Raw genomic sequence first — 15059 nt, forward strand, 5'->3', positions numbered from 1 at the left:
TTGCTCCCGCTCGCGTTTCGCAAGGGACGGGAGGCGGCCTCGCGACTCCAGGCCCTGACGCTTGATGGATCTCTGGTGCAAGAAGCTCTACCGGTTCCTGGATGGGGAGCTGGAATCGGGGGACGAGGAGCACTTCCGGCTCCATCTGGCCCTCTGCCGTGCGTGCGCCAGCGGGCTGCATGATGCCATGCAGTTGGAGATGCTCAGCGTCCAGGCCCTGTGTGGCGCGGTGGCCCACAACGACGCGCCACCACCGCCTGCCCCCGTCCGTTTGCCGTTCCGCTTCTCGTTGCCGCGCGGCCGGTGGAGGCATGCGCTGGGGGCGGTGATGGCCATGGGGCTGGGCGCGCTCGCCGCGTTCATGACCGGGGACGGCTTCCGGCCGGGGGACGCGTGGCGGGCGGATGCGTCCGCGCGGGAGCTGGAGGCGCGCATCGCGTACCCGGCCGCGGACCGCTACCTCCCCTACGTCCCGGTCCGGACGGGGGCGAGGGGCGGAGCGGCGCTCGCGACCGAACCGCCGGTGCCCCTGCGGACCCTGGCGGCGCTGGAGGAGCGGGGGGACCTGCACGGCATCGCGGCGGCCTACCTGGTGCGCGGCGAATTGCGTCAGGCGTCGGACTTCCTGGCGCGCAGCGCCCCCTCGCTGGACCGGGACAGCGACCGGGCCGTGGTGGCGATGGCGGCGGGGGATTGGCGGGGCGCCCTGGCACTGCTCGAAGGCGTGTTGCGTCAGGCACCGGACCATCCCCAGGCCCTGTGGAACCGGGCGCTGGTGCTCCGGGCCATGGGGCTCCCGCTCCAGGCGGCGGAGGCCTTCGAGGCCGTGGCCCGCCGGGGGGAGCCGGGGTGGAGCGAGGAGGCCGGAATCCGGGCCCTGGCGCTCCGGCAGGGGGGCTCGTTCCTGAAATGACCGGGGGCGACCCAAGGATTCTGGCGATCGGCGTCTATTAATCGAGGCGCGGCGTGGCGGCGGCGGCGGGGTGGACGGCAAGACACCGCACCGGGGGGACGCGATGTACCGCATCGATGCGTGGAGCCAGGGGGACGGCGAGCTGTGGGCGCCCGGTTCCAACGGGGGCGCGGGCGTGCGGCCGGAGGACGAGGTCCGGGAGCCGAGGGGGTACCGGGTCGAGGAGCAAGAGGGGGACGGGGATGAGGACTCCCGGCACGAAGGCGAGGAATCGCTCTTCGATTTCGAGGAAAGCGACCTGGATTGGGTCGCCAGCTACTGAGGTAACGGCGCGCGCGGTTGGATGTCCGCGCTCCACGCGGCCTTCGGGGGAGGGCCGCCGCTTCCAGTGGATTCGCGGGCCGTGAGGCCTGCCGGATTCCAGGTGTCCCGGACCGGGGGGGACGGGATCCGGAAGCGTGTGGGAGCGAGGACATCCGAGCGGGTGAGCAGGTGGGAATGCGCCCCAGGCCCTCCGTTCCCGGACCCCATGGGTTCCGGGAGCGGGGGGCTTCGGTTTTTCGGGCGCGCTAGGCTGCTCCACCTCCTTCCCGACCCGGAGTTCCCGACATGAACCATTGGCGCGCAGTTCTGCCCGCACTGAGCCTGGGCTGTCTGGTGGCGTGTGCCACCGTTCCCGTGAGCGCCCCCACCGCCCTCACGACCCCACCCGTGCCGCCGCCGTCCCAGGAGCGGGCCCTGCGCGAGTCCTGGCTGAAGGAGCGGCATGGCCTGCTGCTGGACATGATGCGCCGGCACGGCGTGGCCATGTGGGTCGTGGTCAACGAGGAGTTCCACGATGATCCGCTGACGGCCTGGGTCGCGCCGCCGCTGCCGTACGCGGGCAACCGCGACGTGTTCGTCTTCGTGGACGCGGGCGACGCGGGGCTCCAGAAGGTCGCGTTGACGGGCTACGCCACGGAGGCGGTGGCGCGCTTCTTCCAGGCGCCCCCGGTGGAGCGCAAGCAGACGGAGGCGCTCGCGGACCTGGACGCGCGCTACCACCCGCGCACCATCGCGCTGGCCATGGACGGGCGGCGGGGCGTGACGCGCAGCCTGACGCACGACACCTACAAGTGGCTGGTGGAGGCGCTGGGCCCGTCCGCGGAAGCGCGCTTCGTGAGCGCGGCGCCGCTCATCGAGGAGTACCTGGACACGCGGCTGCCCGGCGAGCTCACGCCCTACCGCGACCTGGTGGTGCTGACGGAGTCGCTGGTGAAGCGGGCGCTCTCCAACGAGGTGGTGGTTCCCGGCAAGACGACGGTGGGGGACGTGCGCCGCTGGCTCTACGACGCGCTCTTCGAGGCGCGCGTGGGCACGTGGTTCCAGCCGGACCTGCGCGTGCAGCGGCAGGGCATGAAGGACGGTTTCTCCCGAGGCTTCCTGGCGGTGGCGGACGAGGCGGTGGTCATCCAGCGCGGCGACCTGCTGCACGTGGACTTCGGCGTCTCGGCGCTGGGGCTGAGCACGGACTGGCAGAAGATGGCGTACGTGCTGAAGGACGGCGAGCAGGACGCACCGGAGGGGCTGAAGCGCGCGCTGGAGAACACGCGGACGCTGCAGGACGCGCTGATGCTGCGGGCGTCGCGGCCGGGGCGCTCGTCGGCGGACGTCTACGACGCGACGATGGCGGAGATGAAGGAGCGGGGCATCGAAGCCAAGGTCTACAGCCATCCGCTGGGCGCGCAGGGCCATGCGCTGGGCTCATCCATCGACTTCCGCGCGGCGTCGCGCTCGGAGGCGCCCCGGTTGTTGCGCAAGGGCTCGTACCTCGCCGTCGAGCTCAGCACCACCACCGCCGTGCCTGAGTGGGGCGGGCAGCAGGTGGCGGTGATGCAGGAAGATCCGGCGTACCTGACGGACGAAGGCTGGCGGTTCTTCGTGCCGCGCCAGGACGCCTTCTATCTCATCCACTGACGACACGAAGGGAGCGGACGTGATGCGCGTGGGCAGACCATGGACGACGTTCAGTAGGGGGGCGTGCGCACTGCTCCTCCTGGGAGTGACGGGGTGCAGCGCCGCCAGTGGGGACGAAGCCCCCGCGCGGCAGGAGAGCCCCCTGTCCGCGGAAGCGTCGCTGCGGCCGCCGCGCGCGGTGGACAGCCTGCTCGGCCTGTTCGACCAGACGGCCTCCGTGGTGGAGGGTGAAGTCACGGACGTGCGCAGCGAGTACTCGCCGCGCACGGGCCCGTGGACGGTGGTGACGCTGGGGAACGTGCGGGCACACCTGGGCGCGGCTCCGCGTGAGCTGCGCCTCAAGCAGGCCGGAGGGATGCTGCCGGATGGACGGCAGCTCGTGGTGAGCCATGTGCCCCGCTTCGTCCGGGGCGCGCGCTACGTGGTCTTCCTGCGCAACACCGGGTGGAGCCTGTCGCCGGTGCTGGACGAGCACGCCTTCCGAGTGGAGTCGGTGGCGGGCCGCGAGGTGCTGGTGGGGGCAGAGGGCGGGCTCGTGGCGGGCCTGGGCTCGGCGGGGGTGCGGCAGACGGCGCCGGTGTTCGAGACGGTGGACCTGATGGGCGCCCGTCCGGCGCTGCTCAAGGAGGCGCAAGCCCGGGGAGCTCCGGAGGGGATGGAGCGGGAGGCGTTCCTCTCGCTGCTCCAGAGCCACCTGCGCGCGCGTGGGCTCACGGTGACGGGTGCGTTCCGCGAGGAGCCCGTCACCACCGCGTCGTCGCTGTCCGTACCGGTGACGCCCGCCGCGGGCGCGTCCGTGGTGCCGGGTGCCGTTCCCCTCCAGCCCGAGCGGGACATCCCGCCCGGCCAGCCGTGATGAGGTCCGCCATGAAGACAACGACATTCGTGGGCGTCGTCGCGGCGCTGGTGCTGGGCGGCATGGAGGCGGGCGCCGCCGCCTGGGACACGTGCAACGGGACGCCGGTGAAGTGGTACAGCGGGCCGGCCGTGTACCGGAACCGGTGCAGCATCCCGGACTCCGGCAACGTCAACACGGCGTACTGGAACGGCTTGCGGCAGTGGGACGACCTGTCTCACATCGTCAGTGGCTTCAACGTGAACGCGGCGACGGACTGCTCGCTGGACCACAGCGATGGGCAGAACGAGATCGGCCTGTGTGACCGGGCGTCCATCGACGGGAACAACGGCGTGACGTACTCCGTCGTGGGGCTGTGCTTCATCGGGAGCAACGGCATCGACGAGGCGGACGTCTGCATCGCCAGCGACCTGGACTTCACGCCGCGCACCGGCAATGCGTTCGGCACGTCCGGCCGGGGCACGTTCGTGCACGAGGCGGGGCACTTCTTCGGCTTCAAGCACGAGGGCGGGCACAGCATCCTGCGCACCTCGCCGCCGCACCTGGTGACGGGCGGCTACGAGTCCTCCACGCTGTGGCCCACGAACGCGCAGGGCATGAACACGCTGTACGGCTATTCGGTGACGAAGCCGAACCTGCTGCCGTCCGCCATGGGCGTGGTGGGGGACGTGGCGCAGACGCTGGACCCGGCCGGAACGAAGTCGGTGTGCCGGGGCACGGCGCAGAGCGTGAAGTTCTACGTGGGCAACCTGGGCAACGCGGCCGTGTCGTCCTACTCCATGCGCGTGCGCCTGAGTCCGACGGCGCCGCCGAATGGCTACTACGAGTCCACCAACGTGGTGGGCACGTTCAACCACTCGCTGGGCGCGTTCTCGGAGGGCATCTATTCGCTGGGCTTCACGGTGCCTTCGACGCTGCCGTTCACCACGTACTACGTCTACCTGGACATGGATCCGGCGGGCGCGGTGGACGAGCTGAGGGAGAACGACAACACCACCGTCAGCGCCATGGTCCTGCGGGTGGGGTGCTGAGCATGCGGCACGGGGTCCTGATGGTGGCGCTGCTCCTGGGCGCCTGCTCGAAGCCGAGGGAGGAGCGGGTGACGTCGCGTGGTGCCCTCACGGCGGCGGAGCTCCCCCAGCCACGCGGCGCGGCCACGGTGCGGGCTGACGACCGTGCCTACTCCGCCCCGTCCGTCCGGTTCAGCGCCGACTTCCTGGTGGATCCACCCGTCACCTTGTGGATGGTCGCGCTGAGCGCGCAGTCGCAGGACGGGGGCACCTGGCGATTCCGCATGCCTGTGAATGAGAAGTTCGTCACGTCGAAGCACGCCACCGCTCGAATCATCCCACAGACGGCGTTGGGAGCGGGCCTGGCGGTGGTGGACTACCAACTGGCTGGGGAGCCCGCGATGATGATGGACGAGGGCACCCTGGAGCTGACCGTCACCGGGAAGCAGGCGAAGGGTGAGGTCCGGATGAAGGACGGGCGCGTGCGTGCGACGTTCGAGGGACCACTGACCTTCGAATGCATGGTGCCGCCCGCGTGGCTGGGCGGCTCGAACGCGCCCGTCCCGGCTTCTCCGGAGGAGGGCGAGGTCCGGGTGCTCGATGAGGCCTTGGCCACGAAGCAATGCCGGTCCATCGCGGACACCTTCCGCTGACGCCGGGCCTCCCCGTGGGTCCATCCAACAGGGCCCACGGGGTGGCATCACTCCGCATCGCGACCACTCACGTCGGCCCACGCCAGCCCGAAACGCGCCAGGTACTTCCGGAGCCGGTCCGCGTCGTTGACGCTCTTCTTCTGCGCTCGTGACTGCGCGAACAACATCCGGCCCGCGTCCGACAATGAGCGCGCGGAGCGGCACACCGTCACCACATCCGCGAGCTGCACGCGGTCGAACCGGTCCAGCTCCGCCGCCCGCGCCGCTCCCATCACCTCCACCAAGACGTCCTCACTTGCTGACATCGCCGCCGCGCCCGCGGGCCGCCACTGCGAACGCAGGCGGTCCAACTCCTCGTCCACCACGTCGCGGGTCATGCGCCCACCGGCCGCCAGCGTGGACATGCGCAGCACCGCCGCGTTGAGGTCCCGGAAGTTGCCGCTCCACCGGCCTTCAGGGGACGTGGCGAAGCGCAGGAAATACTCCTGCGCCTCCTTGCTCATCGTCACCCGCGTCCCCAACGCCTGGGACGCCTGATCCAGTTCGTATTGCAGATTGGGCGCGATGTCCTCCGGACGCTCGCGCAGCGCGGGCAGCCGGAAGGTCCACAGGTTGATGCGCGCGAGTAGGTCCTCGCGGAACCGTCCCCGCTCCACGTCCAGTTGGAGGTCGCGGTTCGTTCCCGCGATGAGCTGGAAGTCGCTCTCCGCCTCCTTGTCCGCGCCCACCGGCAGGAACCGCTTGTCCTCCAGTGCTCGCAGCAACATGGCCTGCTCGTCCGCGCCCAGCTCTCCAATCTCGTCCAGGAACAGCACGCCGCCGTTCGCCTGCCGCATCAGGCCGGGCCGGTCTCCCACCGCGCCCGTGAACGCGCCCTTCACGTGGCCGAAGAGCGTGGACATGGCGCCGTCGCCGCGCAGCGTGGCGCAGTTCAGGTCCACGAACGGTCCCGTCACCTGGTTGCGCGCCTTCTTCAGCGCGTAGATGCGCTTCGCGAGCTGCGACTTGCCCGCGCCCGTGGGGCCCGTCAGCAGCAGCGGCGCTCGGGATTGCACCGCCACCTGTTCAATCCGCTCGATGATCCGGTTGAACGCGGCGTTGCGCGTGTCGATGCCGGACTTGAGGAATGACAGGCCTTCGCGCTGCTGTTGCCGGAAGCGCGCCGCCAGCGTGTCGTAGTTCGACAGGTCCAGGTCGATGATGGCGTGCGTGCCCACCGCCCCGTGGTCCTTCCCCTTGCCCGGGGACGTCTGCACCAGCCGGCCCGGAATCAGCCGGCTCTCCACCAGGAGGAACATGCAGATCTGCGCGATGTGCGTACCCGTGGTGATGTGCACCAGGTAGTCCTCTTCCTCCGGATGGAAGGAGTTCGCGCGCACGTGGTCCAGGAGCGCGCCGTACGTCTCCTCCAGGTTCCACGGATCCCGGATGGGCAGTGACGTGAGCCGCACCTCCGTCTCCGGTGACACCCGCGCGATGTCGTCCCGGATGACCGCCGCCAGCGACGTCCCATGGGGCGGGTGCAGCAGCTCCAGCCGGTGCACCAGCAGGTCCTCCTGCTGACACAGCGACACCGTGGGCCGCCACCGCGTCCAGCGGTGCGCCCCCATCCCCGTGTCCAGCGTCGTCCCCAGCATCCCGATGACGACCGTCCGCCGCGCCTTCGCCTTTTGAGCCATCAGGATAGGTGTTTATCCCATGGGATACGGATTTCCAGCCTGCCCCCAGTGTCTCCTTCGGGAGCGGCGTTGGCACGCCGGCTGCTCTAGCTCCCCCACGTGACCGGGACACAGAGCCCGGTCGAACGACCGAAAGGTGCAGCGCTATGGACCGGACGAACGCGAACTACGAAGTGATGTCGGACGAAGCGGGCCGCCCCATCAAGACGTGGACGGTGGGGGTGCCGTTCGAGGACGAGGCGAAGAAGCAGCTTCGCAACCTCCGCGGCCTGCCCTTCATCCACAAGTGGGTCGCCGCGATGCCGGACGTGCACCGCGGTTACGGCGCGACGGTCGGGAGCGTGGTGCCCACGGTGGGCGCGGTGGTGCCGGCGGCGGTGGGCGTGGACATCGGATGCGGGATGATCGCCGTGCGCACGACGCTGCGCGCGGATCAGCTGCCGGACTCGCTGCGCGGGGTTCGCTCGGCCATCGAGGCGGCGGTGCCGCACGGCCGTACGGACAACGGTGGCCGGAATGATCGTGGCGCGTGGAAGGACTCGCCCGCGACGCATACCGGTGCCTGGGCCCGCCTGGCGGAAGGGTACGCGCGCATCGTCGCGAAGCACCCGCGCATCGGCCGTGGGCCGGAGCTGGCGCACCTGGGAACGCTGGGAACGGGTAACCACTTCATCGAGCTGTGCGTCGATGAGTCGGACGGCGTGTGGCTGATGCTGCACTCGGGGTCGCGCGGCGTGGGTAACCGCATCGGAAGCCACTTCATCGAGCTGGCGAAGCAGGACATGGAGCGCTTCTTCATCCGCCTGCCGGACGCGGACCTGGCGTACCTGCCGGAGGGGACGGAGCACTTCGACGACTACGTCTTCGCGGTGAGCTGGGCGCAGGACTTCGCGGCGATGAACCGCGAGCTCATGCTGCACTCGGCGGTGGAGGCCCTGAAGGCGAGCGGTGAGCTGCCTCCGTTCGAGCTGTCCGAGTCCGCGGTGAACTGCCACCACAACTACATCTCGCGCGAGCACCACTTCGGAAAGAACTGCTTCGTGACCCGTAAGGGCGCGGTGCGGGCGCGCGAGGGCGATATGGGAATCATCCCCGGCAGCATGGGGGCCCGTTCCTACATCGTCCGCGGGAAGGGAAACGCGGATGCCTTCCACTCGTGCAGCCACGGCGCGGGCCGGGTGATGTCGCGCGAAGCGGCGAAGAAGCGCTTCACGCTGGAGGACCACGAGAAGGCGACCGCGGGCGTGGAGTGCCGCAAGGACGTGGACGTGATTGACGAGACGCCGGCCGCGTACAAGTCCATCGACGCCGTGATGGCCGCGCAGGCGGACCTGGTGGAGGTCGTCCACACGCTCAAGCAGGTGGTGTGCGTGAAGGGATAGCCCAAGCAGTCCCACCCGCCGTCCTGCGGAGGTACTCATGCCGGGATGAAGACACCGAGGCGCCCGTTCCCCCCAAGAGGTCCGCGAAAGCGGCCGTTAAGGGTGGGGGAGCGGGCGCCGCTATTTTTTGAAATCAGGGATGGGATGCTGCATCCGTCCGCGAGCGCGCAAAGGAGCACCACGCACATGGTTCGCATCGATGGTTCACAGGGGGAGGGGGGCGGCCAGGTGCTGCGCACCGCGCTGGCGCTGTCGCTGGTGACGGGCACGCCGTTCGAGATGGTCAACGTGCGCGCGGGCCGCGCCAAGCCGGGCCTCCTGCGCCAGCACCTCACCGCGCTCAAGGCCGCGGAGGCCGTGGGCGCCGCGGAGGTGACGGGCGCGGAGCTGGGCTCCAAGCAGCTGTCCTTCCATCCGCGCGCGTTGTCAGCGGGCAACTACCACTTCGCGGTGGGCACGGCGGGCAGCGCGACGCTGGTGCTCCAGACGGTGCTGCCCGCGCTCCTGCACGCGGACGGAGCCTCCACGCTGATGCTGGAGGGCGGGACGCACAACCCGGCGGCGCCGCCGTTCGAGTTCCTGGAGAAGGCGTATCTGCCGCTCCTGCGCCGCATGGGCCCGCGCGTGGACGTGGCGCTGGAGCGGCCCGGCTACTATCCGGCGGGCGGCGGACGGTTCCGCGTGGACATCCATCCCGCGAAGCTCCAGCCGCTCCAGTTGCTGGAGCGAGGCCGGGTGCTGCGCACGGAGGCCGTGGCCCAGGTGGCGTCCATCCCCTTCGACGTGGCGAAGCGCGAGCTGGAGACCGTGGCCGCCGTGCTGAAGCTGCGTCCGGATCAGCAGCGGCCGGAAGAGCTCAAGCGCGCCTACGGTCCGGGCAACGTGCTGCGCGTCGAAGTGGAGTGCGAGCACGTGACGGAGGTCTTCACCGGCTTCGGCGAGCGCGGCAAGCGCGCGGAGGTCGTGGCCGAGGAGGTCGCCGCGAAGGTGAAGCGCTACCTGGACTCGGGCGTGCCCGTGGGCGAACACCTGTGTGATCAGCTCCTCTTGCTGTGCGCCCTGGCGAAGGGTGGCCACTTCCGCACGGTGGCGCTGGACAGCCATTCGCTCACGCAGCGCGAGACGATGGCGCACTTCCTCGACGTGAAGGTGGACGTGCGGGAGCTGGAGCGCGACGTCCATGAGGTGACGGTGCGCGCCTGACGTGGGGCAGGGCAGGGCGGTGCGCCCTTGTCCGGCCGGACGCCCGGCGGTCGGACGAGGCACGCGTTCAGCAGGGCACAACCCATGGCGTTACCTCGCAGTCTTCCTACGTTGTGACCCGTGGGGGAGGCTGCGCGTGGCGGAAGTCCCTGAAGTCGAAATCATCGTCCGTGACCTGAAGCAGGCCGTCGTGGGCCGGCGCTTCGTGGGCGCGGAGGTGCTGGTGCCCGCGGCGGTGCGCTTCGCCTCGCCGCCGGACTTCATCCAGAACCTCCAGGGCCACAAGGTGCTCGCGGCCGAGCGGCGCGCGAAGTTCATGCTGCTCACGCTGGATGACGGGCAGACGCTCGCGCTGCACTTCATGCTCTGGGGCGAACTTCAGCTGCGGCCCGTGGGAAGCGAGCGGCCTCCCGAGACGCTCGTCGTCCTCACGCTGGAGGGCAATGAAGAACTCCAGCTCACCGACACGCTGGGTTACGCGCGCGTGGCGCTGGGGCCCACGGCGCTGCTGGCCTCGCAGCTCAAGCTGGAGGAACTGGGACCGGAGGCGCTCGATGAGACCTTCACTCCGGAGGTGCTGGCGAAGCAGCTTCGCCGCAGGCGCAGTCCGCTCAAGACAGTGCTCTTGAATCAGCGCGTGCTCGCGGGGCTGGGCAACCGCGACGCGGACGAGAGCATGTGGGGCGCGGGCATCGACCCACGGCGGCTGGCGTCGTCCCTGTCTCCCGCTGAAATCGTCCGGCTGCACCAGGGCATCCGCGACGTGCTGGAGGAAGGACTGCGGCTGCGCGGCACGCAGCGCGACCTGTTCGGTGTGCAGGGGCAGGCGAAGCACCGGCGCAACATCTTCGGCAAGACGGGAGCGCCTTGTCCCCGCTGCGCCACGCCCGTGTCTCACCTGCGCATCGGCGGCCGCAACACGCATTGGTGTTCGCACTGCCAACCCGAGAACGGCGCCGCGACAGAGGCCCCGGCGCAGACGTCACTGCTCTGACAAGGCTCCGGGGGGCTGGTATGAACGGGAGCGTGTCCGACGTTCCCGCCCCCTCACCCCTGTCCCTCGATGACGCGCTCGCGCGAGCTAGCGAGGAGCTGCAGTTCCCCAGCTACTACCAGTCCAGCGTGCGGCCACTCCTGCGCAACCCGGAAGGGCGCTGGCCCCACTGCTGCGGCGGAGGCTGCGAGCCGTGCGCCCAGACGCTCATCCGCGTCGCGCTGCGCGCGTTGGAACTGATGGGCACGCCGCGCCAGAGCCCTCCGCCGGATTTCTAGTCAGAACAGCCGCGTCCCCAGGCCCACGCGCCCCGTGAGCCCCAGCCGCGTGTGGCCCGCGCCCGCGCGCTCCTGGAACGTCTCCACGCCCACCTGTCCCGCCGCGAGCAGCGACAGGTTGCCGCCCAGGTACACCTCCACGCCAAAGCCGCCCAGCGCCTGGAAGCGCCGCTGCTTGTCGCCCGAGAGCCCCAGGTCGATGGGCAGGTCCACCAGGCCCAGCACCACCACGGTGTCCGCCACGCGGTAGCCCGCCACCATCCCCGGCAGGATGCGCACCAGCACACCGGAGAAGTTGTCGTCGTCCATGTACGTGGAGCCGGAGTTGAGCACCAGGCCCACGCCCAGCGTCGGCGCCAGCCTGAACGCCCCGCTCCGCACCACCTCCTTGCGGCCCACGAGCTCCAGCGACGCGCCCAGCTTGAACCAGTCGAAGCGCGCCCGCGCCTCCACCTCCAGCGCGCCCAGTCCCTGCCGGAACCCCACGCCCACCTCCGGCGCGCCCGTGTAGCCATAGAGCGCCGTCGCCCCCGCGGGCAGCATCACCGGCGCCACCACGGAGCCCAGCGGGTCCTCCTGTGAGAAGGACACTTCGGCGTCCTGGGCGGAGGCCAGTCCGGGCACGACGAGGAGGGCGAGCAACAGTCCGAGGCGCGTCATGGGCGCGCACCCTAGCTTGGGATGCAGCCTGGCCAAAACCCAACGAATCCAGGGACTTGGGGGCAGGTTGTGCATTCGCGCGGGATCCCTGGAAGAATGGGGAATCCATGGTTGCCTACCTGCACGCCGCACCGCCTCCTGAAACCTCCACGCCCGCGGGAGGTCGTGACGCACTCGGCCTGCCGGGTGGGGCCGGGGGCTGGGTGCTGCTCGTGGGTGAGCCTGCGCGGCCCGCGGTGGCGGAGGCGCTCGCCCGCGAAGGCTTCGAGCCCGTGCATGTGGATGGGGCACGCGCGGCGCTGAAGCGGCTGGGCGTGGAGGCTGGAGGGACGCTGCCGGACGCGGCGCCCACGGACTCGAAGGCCGAGCTGCCCCGGCTGGTCATCATCGACGCGGACCTTCCGGACGGCGACGGCTTCAGCCTCTGCGGCGTGCTCCGCGCGGACCCGAAGTCCGCGCACCTGCCGGTGCTGCTGGTGGCGAAGCACGCGGAGGAGTTCCACCGCGACCTCGCCGCGGGCGTGGGCGCGGACGAGTACCTGGTGGAGCCGGTGGACGCGCGCGACGTGGCGGTGCTCGCGCGGCTCAAGGCGGGGCGGCGCGGCGAGGAGGACGTCTACGATGCGCACACCGCGACGCTGCCGCTCGTGGCGTTGATTCGCGCCCTCCTGTCCGGCGTGCGCTCGGGGCGGGTGGTGCTGTCGGAGGACTCGGGCGCTCTCTTCTTCCGCCATGGCCTGGTGGTGGACGCGGCCTTCCACTGCGAGCGCGGCATCCTCGCGTTCCGGCGCCTCTTGTGCTTCGGCGCGGGCGCGTACACGGTGACGTTCGGCCCGGAGCTGCAGCGGGGCTGCTTCTCCATGGACCGCCCGTTCCTGTGCGAGCAGGTGGTGCCCGCCCTGGAGCGCTTCGAACAGCTGCGCGTCAAGGGCCTGCCCCTGGCGGCGCGGCTCACGGTGGACTTCAACCGGCTCTCGCAGGAGCTGCCCTCGCTGCCGGAGGACGTGGAGCAGGTGGTGCGCCTGTTCGACGGGCGGCGCACCGTGCGCGCGATGCTCCTGGAGTGCCGCTTCCCGGAGGCCCTGGCCTACGAGGCGGCGACCCGCCTGTTCATGCTGGGTGTGCTGGTGCCCGCCATCCTGGTGGAGGAGCGGGAGCGCGCCCGGGAGTCCGCGGGACCGCCCCGCCTCTTCGAGCCCGTCCTGGCTCCCGAATCCGGGTCGGAGCCCGGGCCGGACGCGTCGTGAGGGTTTGACTCGGGCGGCCTGCTCGGGGCACAAGGCCGGGAGCGCCACGGGCTGAACGCCCGTCCACCCCACGCCGAAGCCGCCCCCCATGTCCGGTCACAACCGCTGGTCGAAACTCAAACGCCGGAATGCCGTCCTGGGCGTGGCCAAGGGCAAGCTCTACTCCAAGGCCATCAAGGAGATGACCGTCGCCGCGCGCCTGGGCGGCGGTGACCCGTCCAGCAACGCCCGCCTGCGCGTGGCCGTGGCCCTGGCGCGCGAGTCGAACATCCCGCGCGACACCATCGAGCGCGCCATCAAGAAGGGCACGGGCGAGCTGGCCGGCGAGTCCTACGAAGAGGTGACGTACGAAGGCTACGGCCCCGGCGGCGTCGCGCTCATCATCGAGTGCCTCACCGACAACCGGAACCGCTCCGCCAGCGACGTGCGCAACCTCTTGGGCAACTACGGCGGGAACATGGGCGCGGAAGGCGCCGTGGGCTGGATGTTCCACAAGAAGGGCGTCATCACCGTGAAGCCCGGCCCCACCGAGGACCAGGTGATGGAGCAGGCCCTGGACGCGGGCGCGGAGGACGTCGTGGACCAGGGGCCGGACGGCTTCGAGGTGCGCACCGCCCCGGCGGACCTGCACACGGTGGGCGCGAAGTTGGAGGCCGCGGGACTGCCCCTGGGCGAACAGAAGTGGACCTTCGTGCCGCAGAACACCGTGAGGGTGGAAGGCGACAACGCGAAGCGCCTGTTGAAGCTGATGGACGCGCTCGACGACAACGACGACGTGCAGCACGTGCACGCCAACTTCGAAATCGACGAGTCCCTGATGGAGTCGCTGTCCACGTAAAGCCCCGGCAAGGGGCGCGTGGGAAAGGAACGGGCCGGTGCGGGTACTCGGCGTGGACCCTGGCAGCCGCTTCATGGGCTTCGGGGTGGTGGAGGAGAAGAAGGGCAAGCTCGTGCACCTGGGCCATGGCGTCATCAAGGTGGTGGAGTCCGCGCCCCTCGCTGAACGCCTGAGGGACCTGCACGCCGCCTTGAGCGCCGCGCTCCAGCGCTACCAACCGGAGGCCGTCGCCGTGGAAGGCCTCTTCACCCACCGCAACGCCCGGAGCGCCCTGGTGCTGGGCCACGCGCGCGGCGTGGCGCTGCTCGCCGCTGCGCAGGCGGGCCTGCCCGTGCACGAGTACGCCCCCGCCAGCGTGAAGAAGTCCGTAGGGGCCAGCGGCGCGGGAGGCAAGGACGCCGTGGCGCGCATGGTGCGCACGCTGCTCGGTGTGGATGAAGCGACGCTGGAGCGCGCGGATGCCAGCGACGCGCTCGCCGTCGCAGTGTGCCACTTGAACCAGTTTCGCGTGGGCATGCCCCGCGCCAGCGCTCCCGGCAACGCCAAGCGCAAGGGGGCCGCGTCGGTGCTCGCGGACCGCCTGTCGTCCGCCTACCAGCGCCCGGAGACCCGCCGATGATCGCCCGGCTGCGTGGCAACGTTTTGGAGAAGGGCCCCGAGGATGCCGTCATCGACGTGCACGGCGTGGGCTACCGCGTGAACCTGTCCACCGTCTCGCTGGGCAAGCTGCCCGCGGACGGCCAGCCGGTGGACCTGCGCATCCGCACCGTGGTGCGCGAGGACGCCTTCGAGCTCTTCGGCTTCCTCTCCCCAGCGGAGGAGGAGCTCTTCCAGCTGCTCAACACCGTGTCCCGCGTCGGTCCGCGCATGGCCCTGGGTGTGATGTCCGGCATGGAGGTGGGTGAGCTCATCGCGGCGCTGTCGCGCGGTGAGACGAGCCGGCTCGCGAAGATCCACGGCGTGGGCAAGAAGACCGCGGAGCGGCTCGTCCTGGAACTCAAGGAGAAGGTGCGCAACCTCCACTCGGAGGGCATCGCGCGCGGCACCACCCCCCGCGCGCCCGTCACGTCCGGCAACAAGGCGGACCTCGTCTCCGCGCTGCTCAACCTGGGCTACAAGCAACCCCAGGCGGAGAAGGCCGCGGACGTCGTCATCGAGCAGCTGGGCCCGGACGCCTCCTTCCAGGCTCTCTTCCGCGAAGCCCTCAAGGCCCTGCGCTCCAGTCCGTGACTTCCGGACACCGCTCCGCCCTCCAGGGCGAGACGCGGTGCTTCCTGGGGTGGGAAATCCTCGGAAAATACGCGCAAGGCTTTTTCCTGTAGGAATCCGCTGTCGTCGCACAGCGGACGCTCCTGCCGTTCGCCTGCCATCATCTGGTGATCCACGCCGC

Annotated in this window: 16 protein-coding genes; 14 read left to right on the forward strand and 2 right to left on the reverse strand. The window is 70.5% G+C overall.

Going from position 1 to position 15059, the window contains the following annotated elements; genetic code table 11:
• Positions 1-64: 64 nt before the first annotated feature.
• The 6 genes from D7X30_RS17485 (at position 65) to D7X30_RS17510 (ending at position 5388) form a co-directional block, all read left to right on the forward strand.
• The gene (locus D7X30_RS17485) at positions 65-913 is read left to right on the forward strand and encodes a zf-HC2 domain-containing protein (RefSeq protein WP_120564190.1); all 849 of its coding nucleotides are present in this window, start codon (positions 65-67) and stop codon (positions 911-913) included.
• A gap of 70 nt (positions 914-983) precedes the next feature.
• Positions 984-1235, forward strand: coding sequence for a hypothetical protein (locus tag D7X30_RS17490; RefSeq protein WP_120564064.1), 252 nt, complete (start codon positions 984-986; stop codon positions 1233-1235).
• A gap of 287 nt (positions 1236-1522) precedes the next feature.
• Positions 1523-2869: a M24 family metallopeptidase gene (locus D7X30_RS17495; protein ID WP_120564065.1), complete on the forward strand. Its 1347-nt coding sequence runs from the start codon at positions 1523-1525 to the stop codon at positions 2867-2869.
• A 28-nt stretch (positions 2870-2897) separates the two neighbouring features.
• A complete protein-coding gene (locus D7X30_RS17500) occupies positions 2898-3725 on the forward strand; it encodes a hypothetical protein (protein WP_147443225.1) in 828 nt (275 codons plus the stop codon).
• 11 nt (positions 3726-3736) lie between these two features.
• Positions 3737-4756 (forward strand): hypothetical protein, encoded by a 1020-nt coding sequence (locus D7X30_RS17505; protein ID WP_120564067.1) that lies wholly within the window; start codon positions 3737-3739, stop codon positions 4754-4756.
• Positions 4757-4758: 2 nt separating this feature from the next.
• The gene (locus D7X30_RS17510; RefSeq protein ID WP_121710793.1) at positions 4759-5388 is read left to right on the forward strand and encodes a hypothetical protein; all 630 of its coding nucleotides are present in this window, start codon (positions 4759-4761) and stop codon (positions 5386-5388) included.
• A 47-nt stretch (positions 5389-5435) separates the two neighbouring features.
• Here the strand turns inward: D7X30_RS17510 and rtcR are convergent, their stop codons facing one another.
• Positions 5436-7067: an RNA repair transcriptional activator RtcR gene (rtcR, locus tag D7X30_RS17515; protein ID WP_120564069.1), complete on the reverse strand. Its 1632-nt coding sequence runs from the start codon at positions 7065-7067 to the stop codon at positions 5436-5438.
• A 146-nt stretch (positions 7068-7213) separates the two neighbouring features.
• On the opposite strand from rtcR, the gene D7X30_RS17520 reads away from it, so the two are divergent.
• From D7X30_RS17520 to D7X30_RS17535, 4 genes are all read left to right on the forward strand, one after another.
• Positions 7214-8449: an RtcB family protein gene (locus D7X30_RS17520; RefSeq protein WP_120564070.1), complete on the forward strand. Its 1236-nt coding sequence runs from the start codon at positions 7214-7216 to the stop codon at positions 8447-8449.
• A gap of 186 nt (positions 8450-8635) precedes the next feature.
• Positions 8636-9652: an RNA 3'-terminal phosphate cyclase gene (gene rtcA, locus D7X30_RS17525; protein WP_120564191.1), complete on the forward strand. Its 1017-nt coding sequence runs from the start codon at positions 8636-8638 to the stop codon at positions 9650-9652.
• 136 nt (positions 9653-9788) lie between these two features.
• Positions 9789-10646: an Fpg/Nei family DNA glycosylase gene (locus D7X30_RS17530; protein ID WP_120564071.1), complete on the forward strand. Its 858-nt coding sequence runs from the start codon at positions 9789-9791 to the stop codon at positions 10644-10646.
• A 20-nt stretch (positions 10647-10666) separates the two neighbouring features.
• Positions 10667-10924 (forward strand): hypothetical protein, encoded by a 258-nt coding sequence (locus tag D7X30_RS17535; RefSeq protein ID WP_167548185.1) that lies wholly within the window; start codon positions 10667-10669, stop codon positions 10922-10924.
• Here D7X30_RS17535 and D7X30_RS17540 read toward each other — a convergent pair whose 3' ends face one another.
• The gene (locus D7X30_RS17540; RefSeq protein ID WP_120564072.1) at positions 10925-11584 is read right to left on the reverse strand and encodes a hypothetical protein; all 660 of its coding nucleotides are present in this window, start codon (positions 11582-11584) and stop codon (positions 10925-10927) included. It abuts the gene before it with no gap.
• Between the two features lie 107 nt (positions 11585-11691).
• Here D7X30_RS17540 and D7X30_RS17545 point away from each other — a divergent pair, with 107 nt between their 5' ends.
• The 4 genes from D7X30_RS17545 (at position 11692) to ruvA (ending at position 14899) form a co-directional block, all read left to right on the forward strand.
• Positions 11692-12831 (forward strand): PleD family two-component system response regulator, encoded by a 1140-nt coding sequence (locus tag D7X30_RS17545; protein WP_120564073.1) that lies wholly within the window; start codon positions 11692-11694, stop codon positions 12829-12831.
• A gap of 88 nt (positions 12832-12919) precedes the next feature.
• Positions 12920-13669, forward strand: coding sequence for a YebC/PmpR family DNA-binding transcriptional regulator (locus D7X30_RS17550; RefSeq protein WP_120564074.1), 750 nt, complete (start codon positions 12920-12922; stop codon positions 13667-13669).
• Between the two features lie 37 nt (positions 13670-13706).
• Complete coding sequence (gene ruvC / locus D7X30_RS17555) at positions 13707-14288, forward strand: crossover junction endodeoxyribonuclease RuvC (protein ID WP_120564075.1); 582 nt, start codon at positions 13707-13709, stop codon at positions 14286-14288.
• Positions 14285-14899 (forward strand): Holliday junction branch migration protein RuvA, encoded by a 615-nt coding sequence (gene ruvA, locus D7X30_RS17560; protein ID WP_120564076.1) that lies wholly within the window; start codon positions 14285-14287, stop codon positions 14897-14899. Before ruvC ends, ruvA begins: the two co-directional genes overlap by 4 nt.
• Positions 14900-15059: the final 160 nt, after the last annotated feature.

Origin of the sequence: Corallococcus sp. AB011P, assembly GCF_003611605.1 — a bacterium.
In the GTDB taxonomy this organism is placed as follows: domain Bacteria; phylum Myxococcota; class Myxococcia; order Myxococcales; family Myxococcaceae; genus Corallococcus; species Corallococcus coralloides.

What these genes read in the sequence shown, in the direction of transcription:
- D7X30_RS17545 (WP_120564073.1), top strand. Translation starts at nt 11,692, where the DNA reads ATGGTTGCCTACCTGCACGCCGCACCGCCTCCTGAAACCTCCACGCCC.
- D7X30_RS17520 (WP_120564070.1), top strand. Translation starts at nt 7,214, where the DNA reads ATGGACCGGACGAACGCGAACTACGAAGTGATGTCGGACGAAGCGGGC.
- D7X30_RS17495 (WP_120564065.1), top strand. Translation starts at nt 1,523, where the DNA reads ATGAACCATTGGCGCGCAGTTCTGCCCGCACTGAGCCTGGGCTGTCTG.
- D7X30_RS17485 (WP_120564190.1), top strand. Translation starts at nt 65, where the DNA reads ATGGATCTCTGGTGCAAGAAGCTCTACCGGTTCCTGGATGGGGAGCTG.
- rtcA (WP_120564191.1), top strand. Translation starts at nt 8,636, where the DNA reads ATGGTTCGCATCGATGGTTCACAGGGGGAGGGGGGCGGCCAGGTGCTG.
- D7X30_RS17550 (WP_120564074.1), top strand. Translation starts at nt 12,920, where the DNA reads ATGTCCGGTCACAACCGCTGGTCGAAACTCAAACGCCGGAATGCCGTC.
- ruvA (WP_120564076.1), top strand. Translation starts at nt 14,285, where the DNA reads ATGATCGCCCGGCTGCGTGGCAACGTTTTGGAGAAGGGCCCCGAGGAT.
- D7X30_RS17540 (WP_120564072.1), bottom strand. Translation starts at nt 11,584, where the DNA reads ATGACGCGCCTCGGACTGTTGCTCGCCCTCCTCGTCGTGCCCGGACTG.
- D7X30_RS17505 (WP_120564067.1), top strand. Translation starts at nt 3,737, where the DNA reads ATGAAGACAACGACATTCGTGGGCGTCGTCGCGGCGCTGGTGCTGGGC.
- D7X30_RS17510 (WP_121710793.1), top strand. Translation starts at nt 4,759, where the DNA reads ATGCGGCACGGGGTCCTGATGGTGGCGCTGCTCCTGGGCGCCTGCTCG.
- rtcR (WP_120564069.1), bottom strand. Translation starts at nt 7,067, where the DNA reads ATGGCTCAAAAGGCGAAGGCGCGGCGGACGGTCGTCATCGGGATGCTG.
- D7X30_RS17535 (WP_167548185.1), top strand. Translation starts at nt 10,667, where the DNA reads ATGAACGGGAGCGTGTCCGACGTTCCCGCCCCCTCACCCCTGTCCCTC.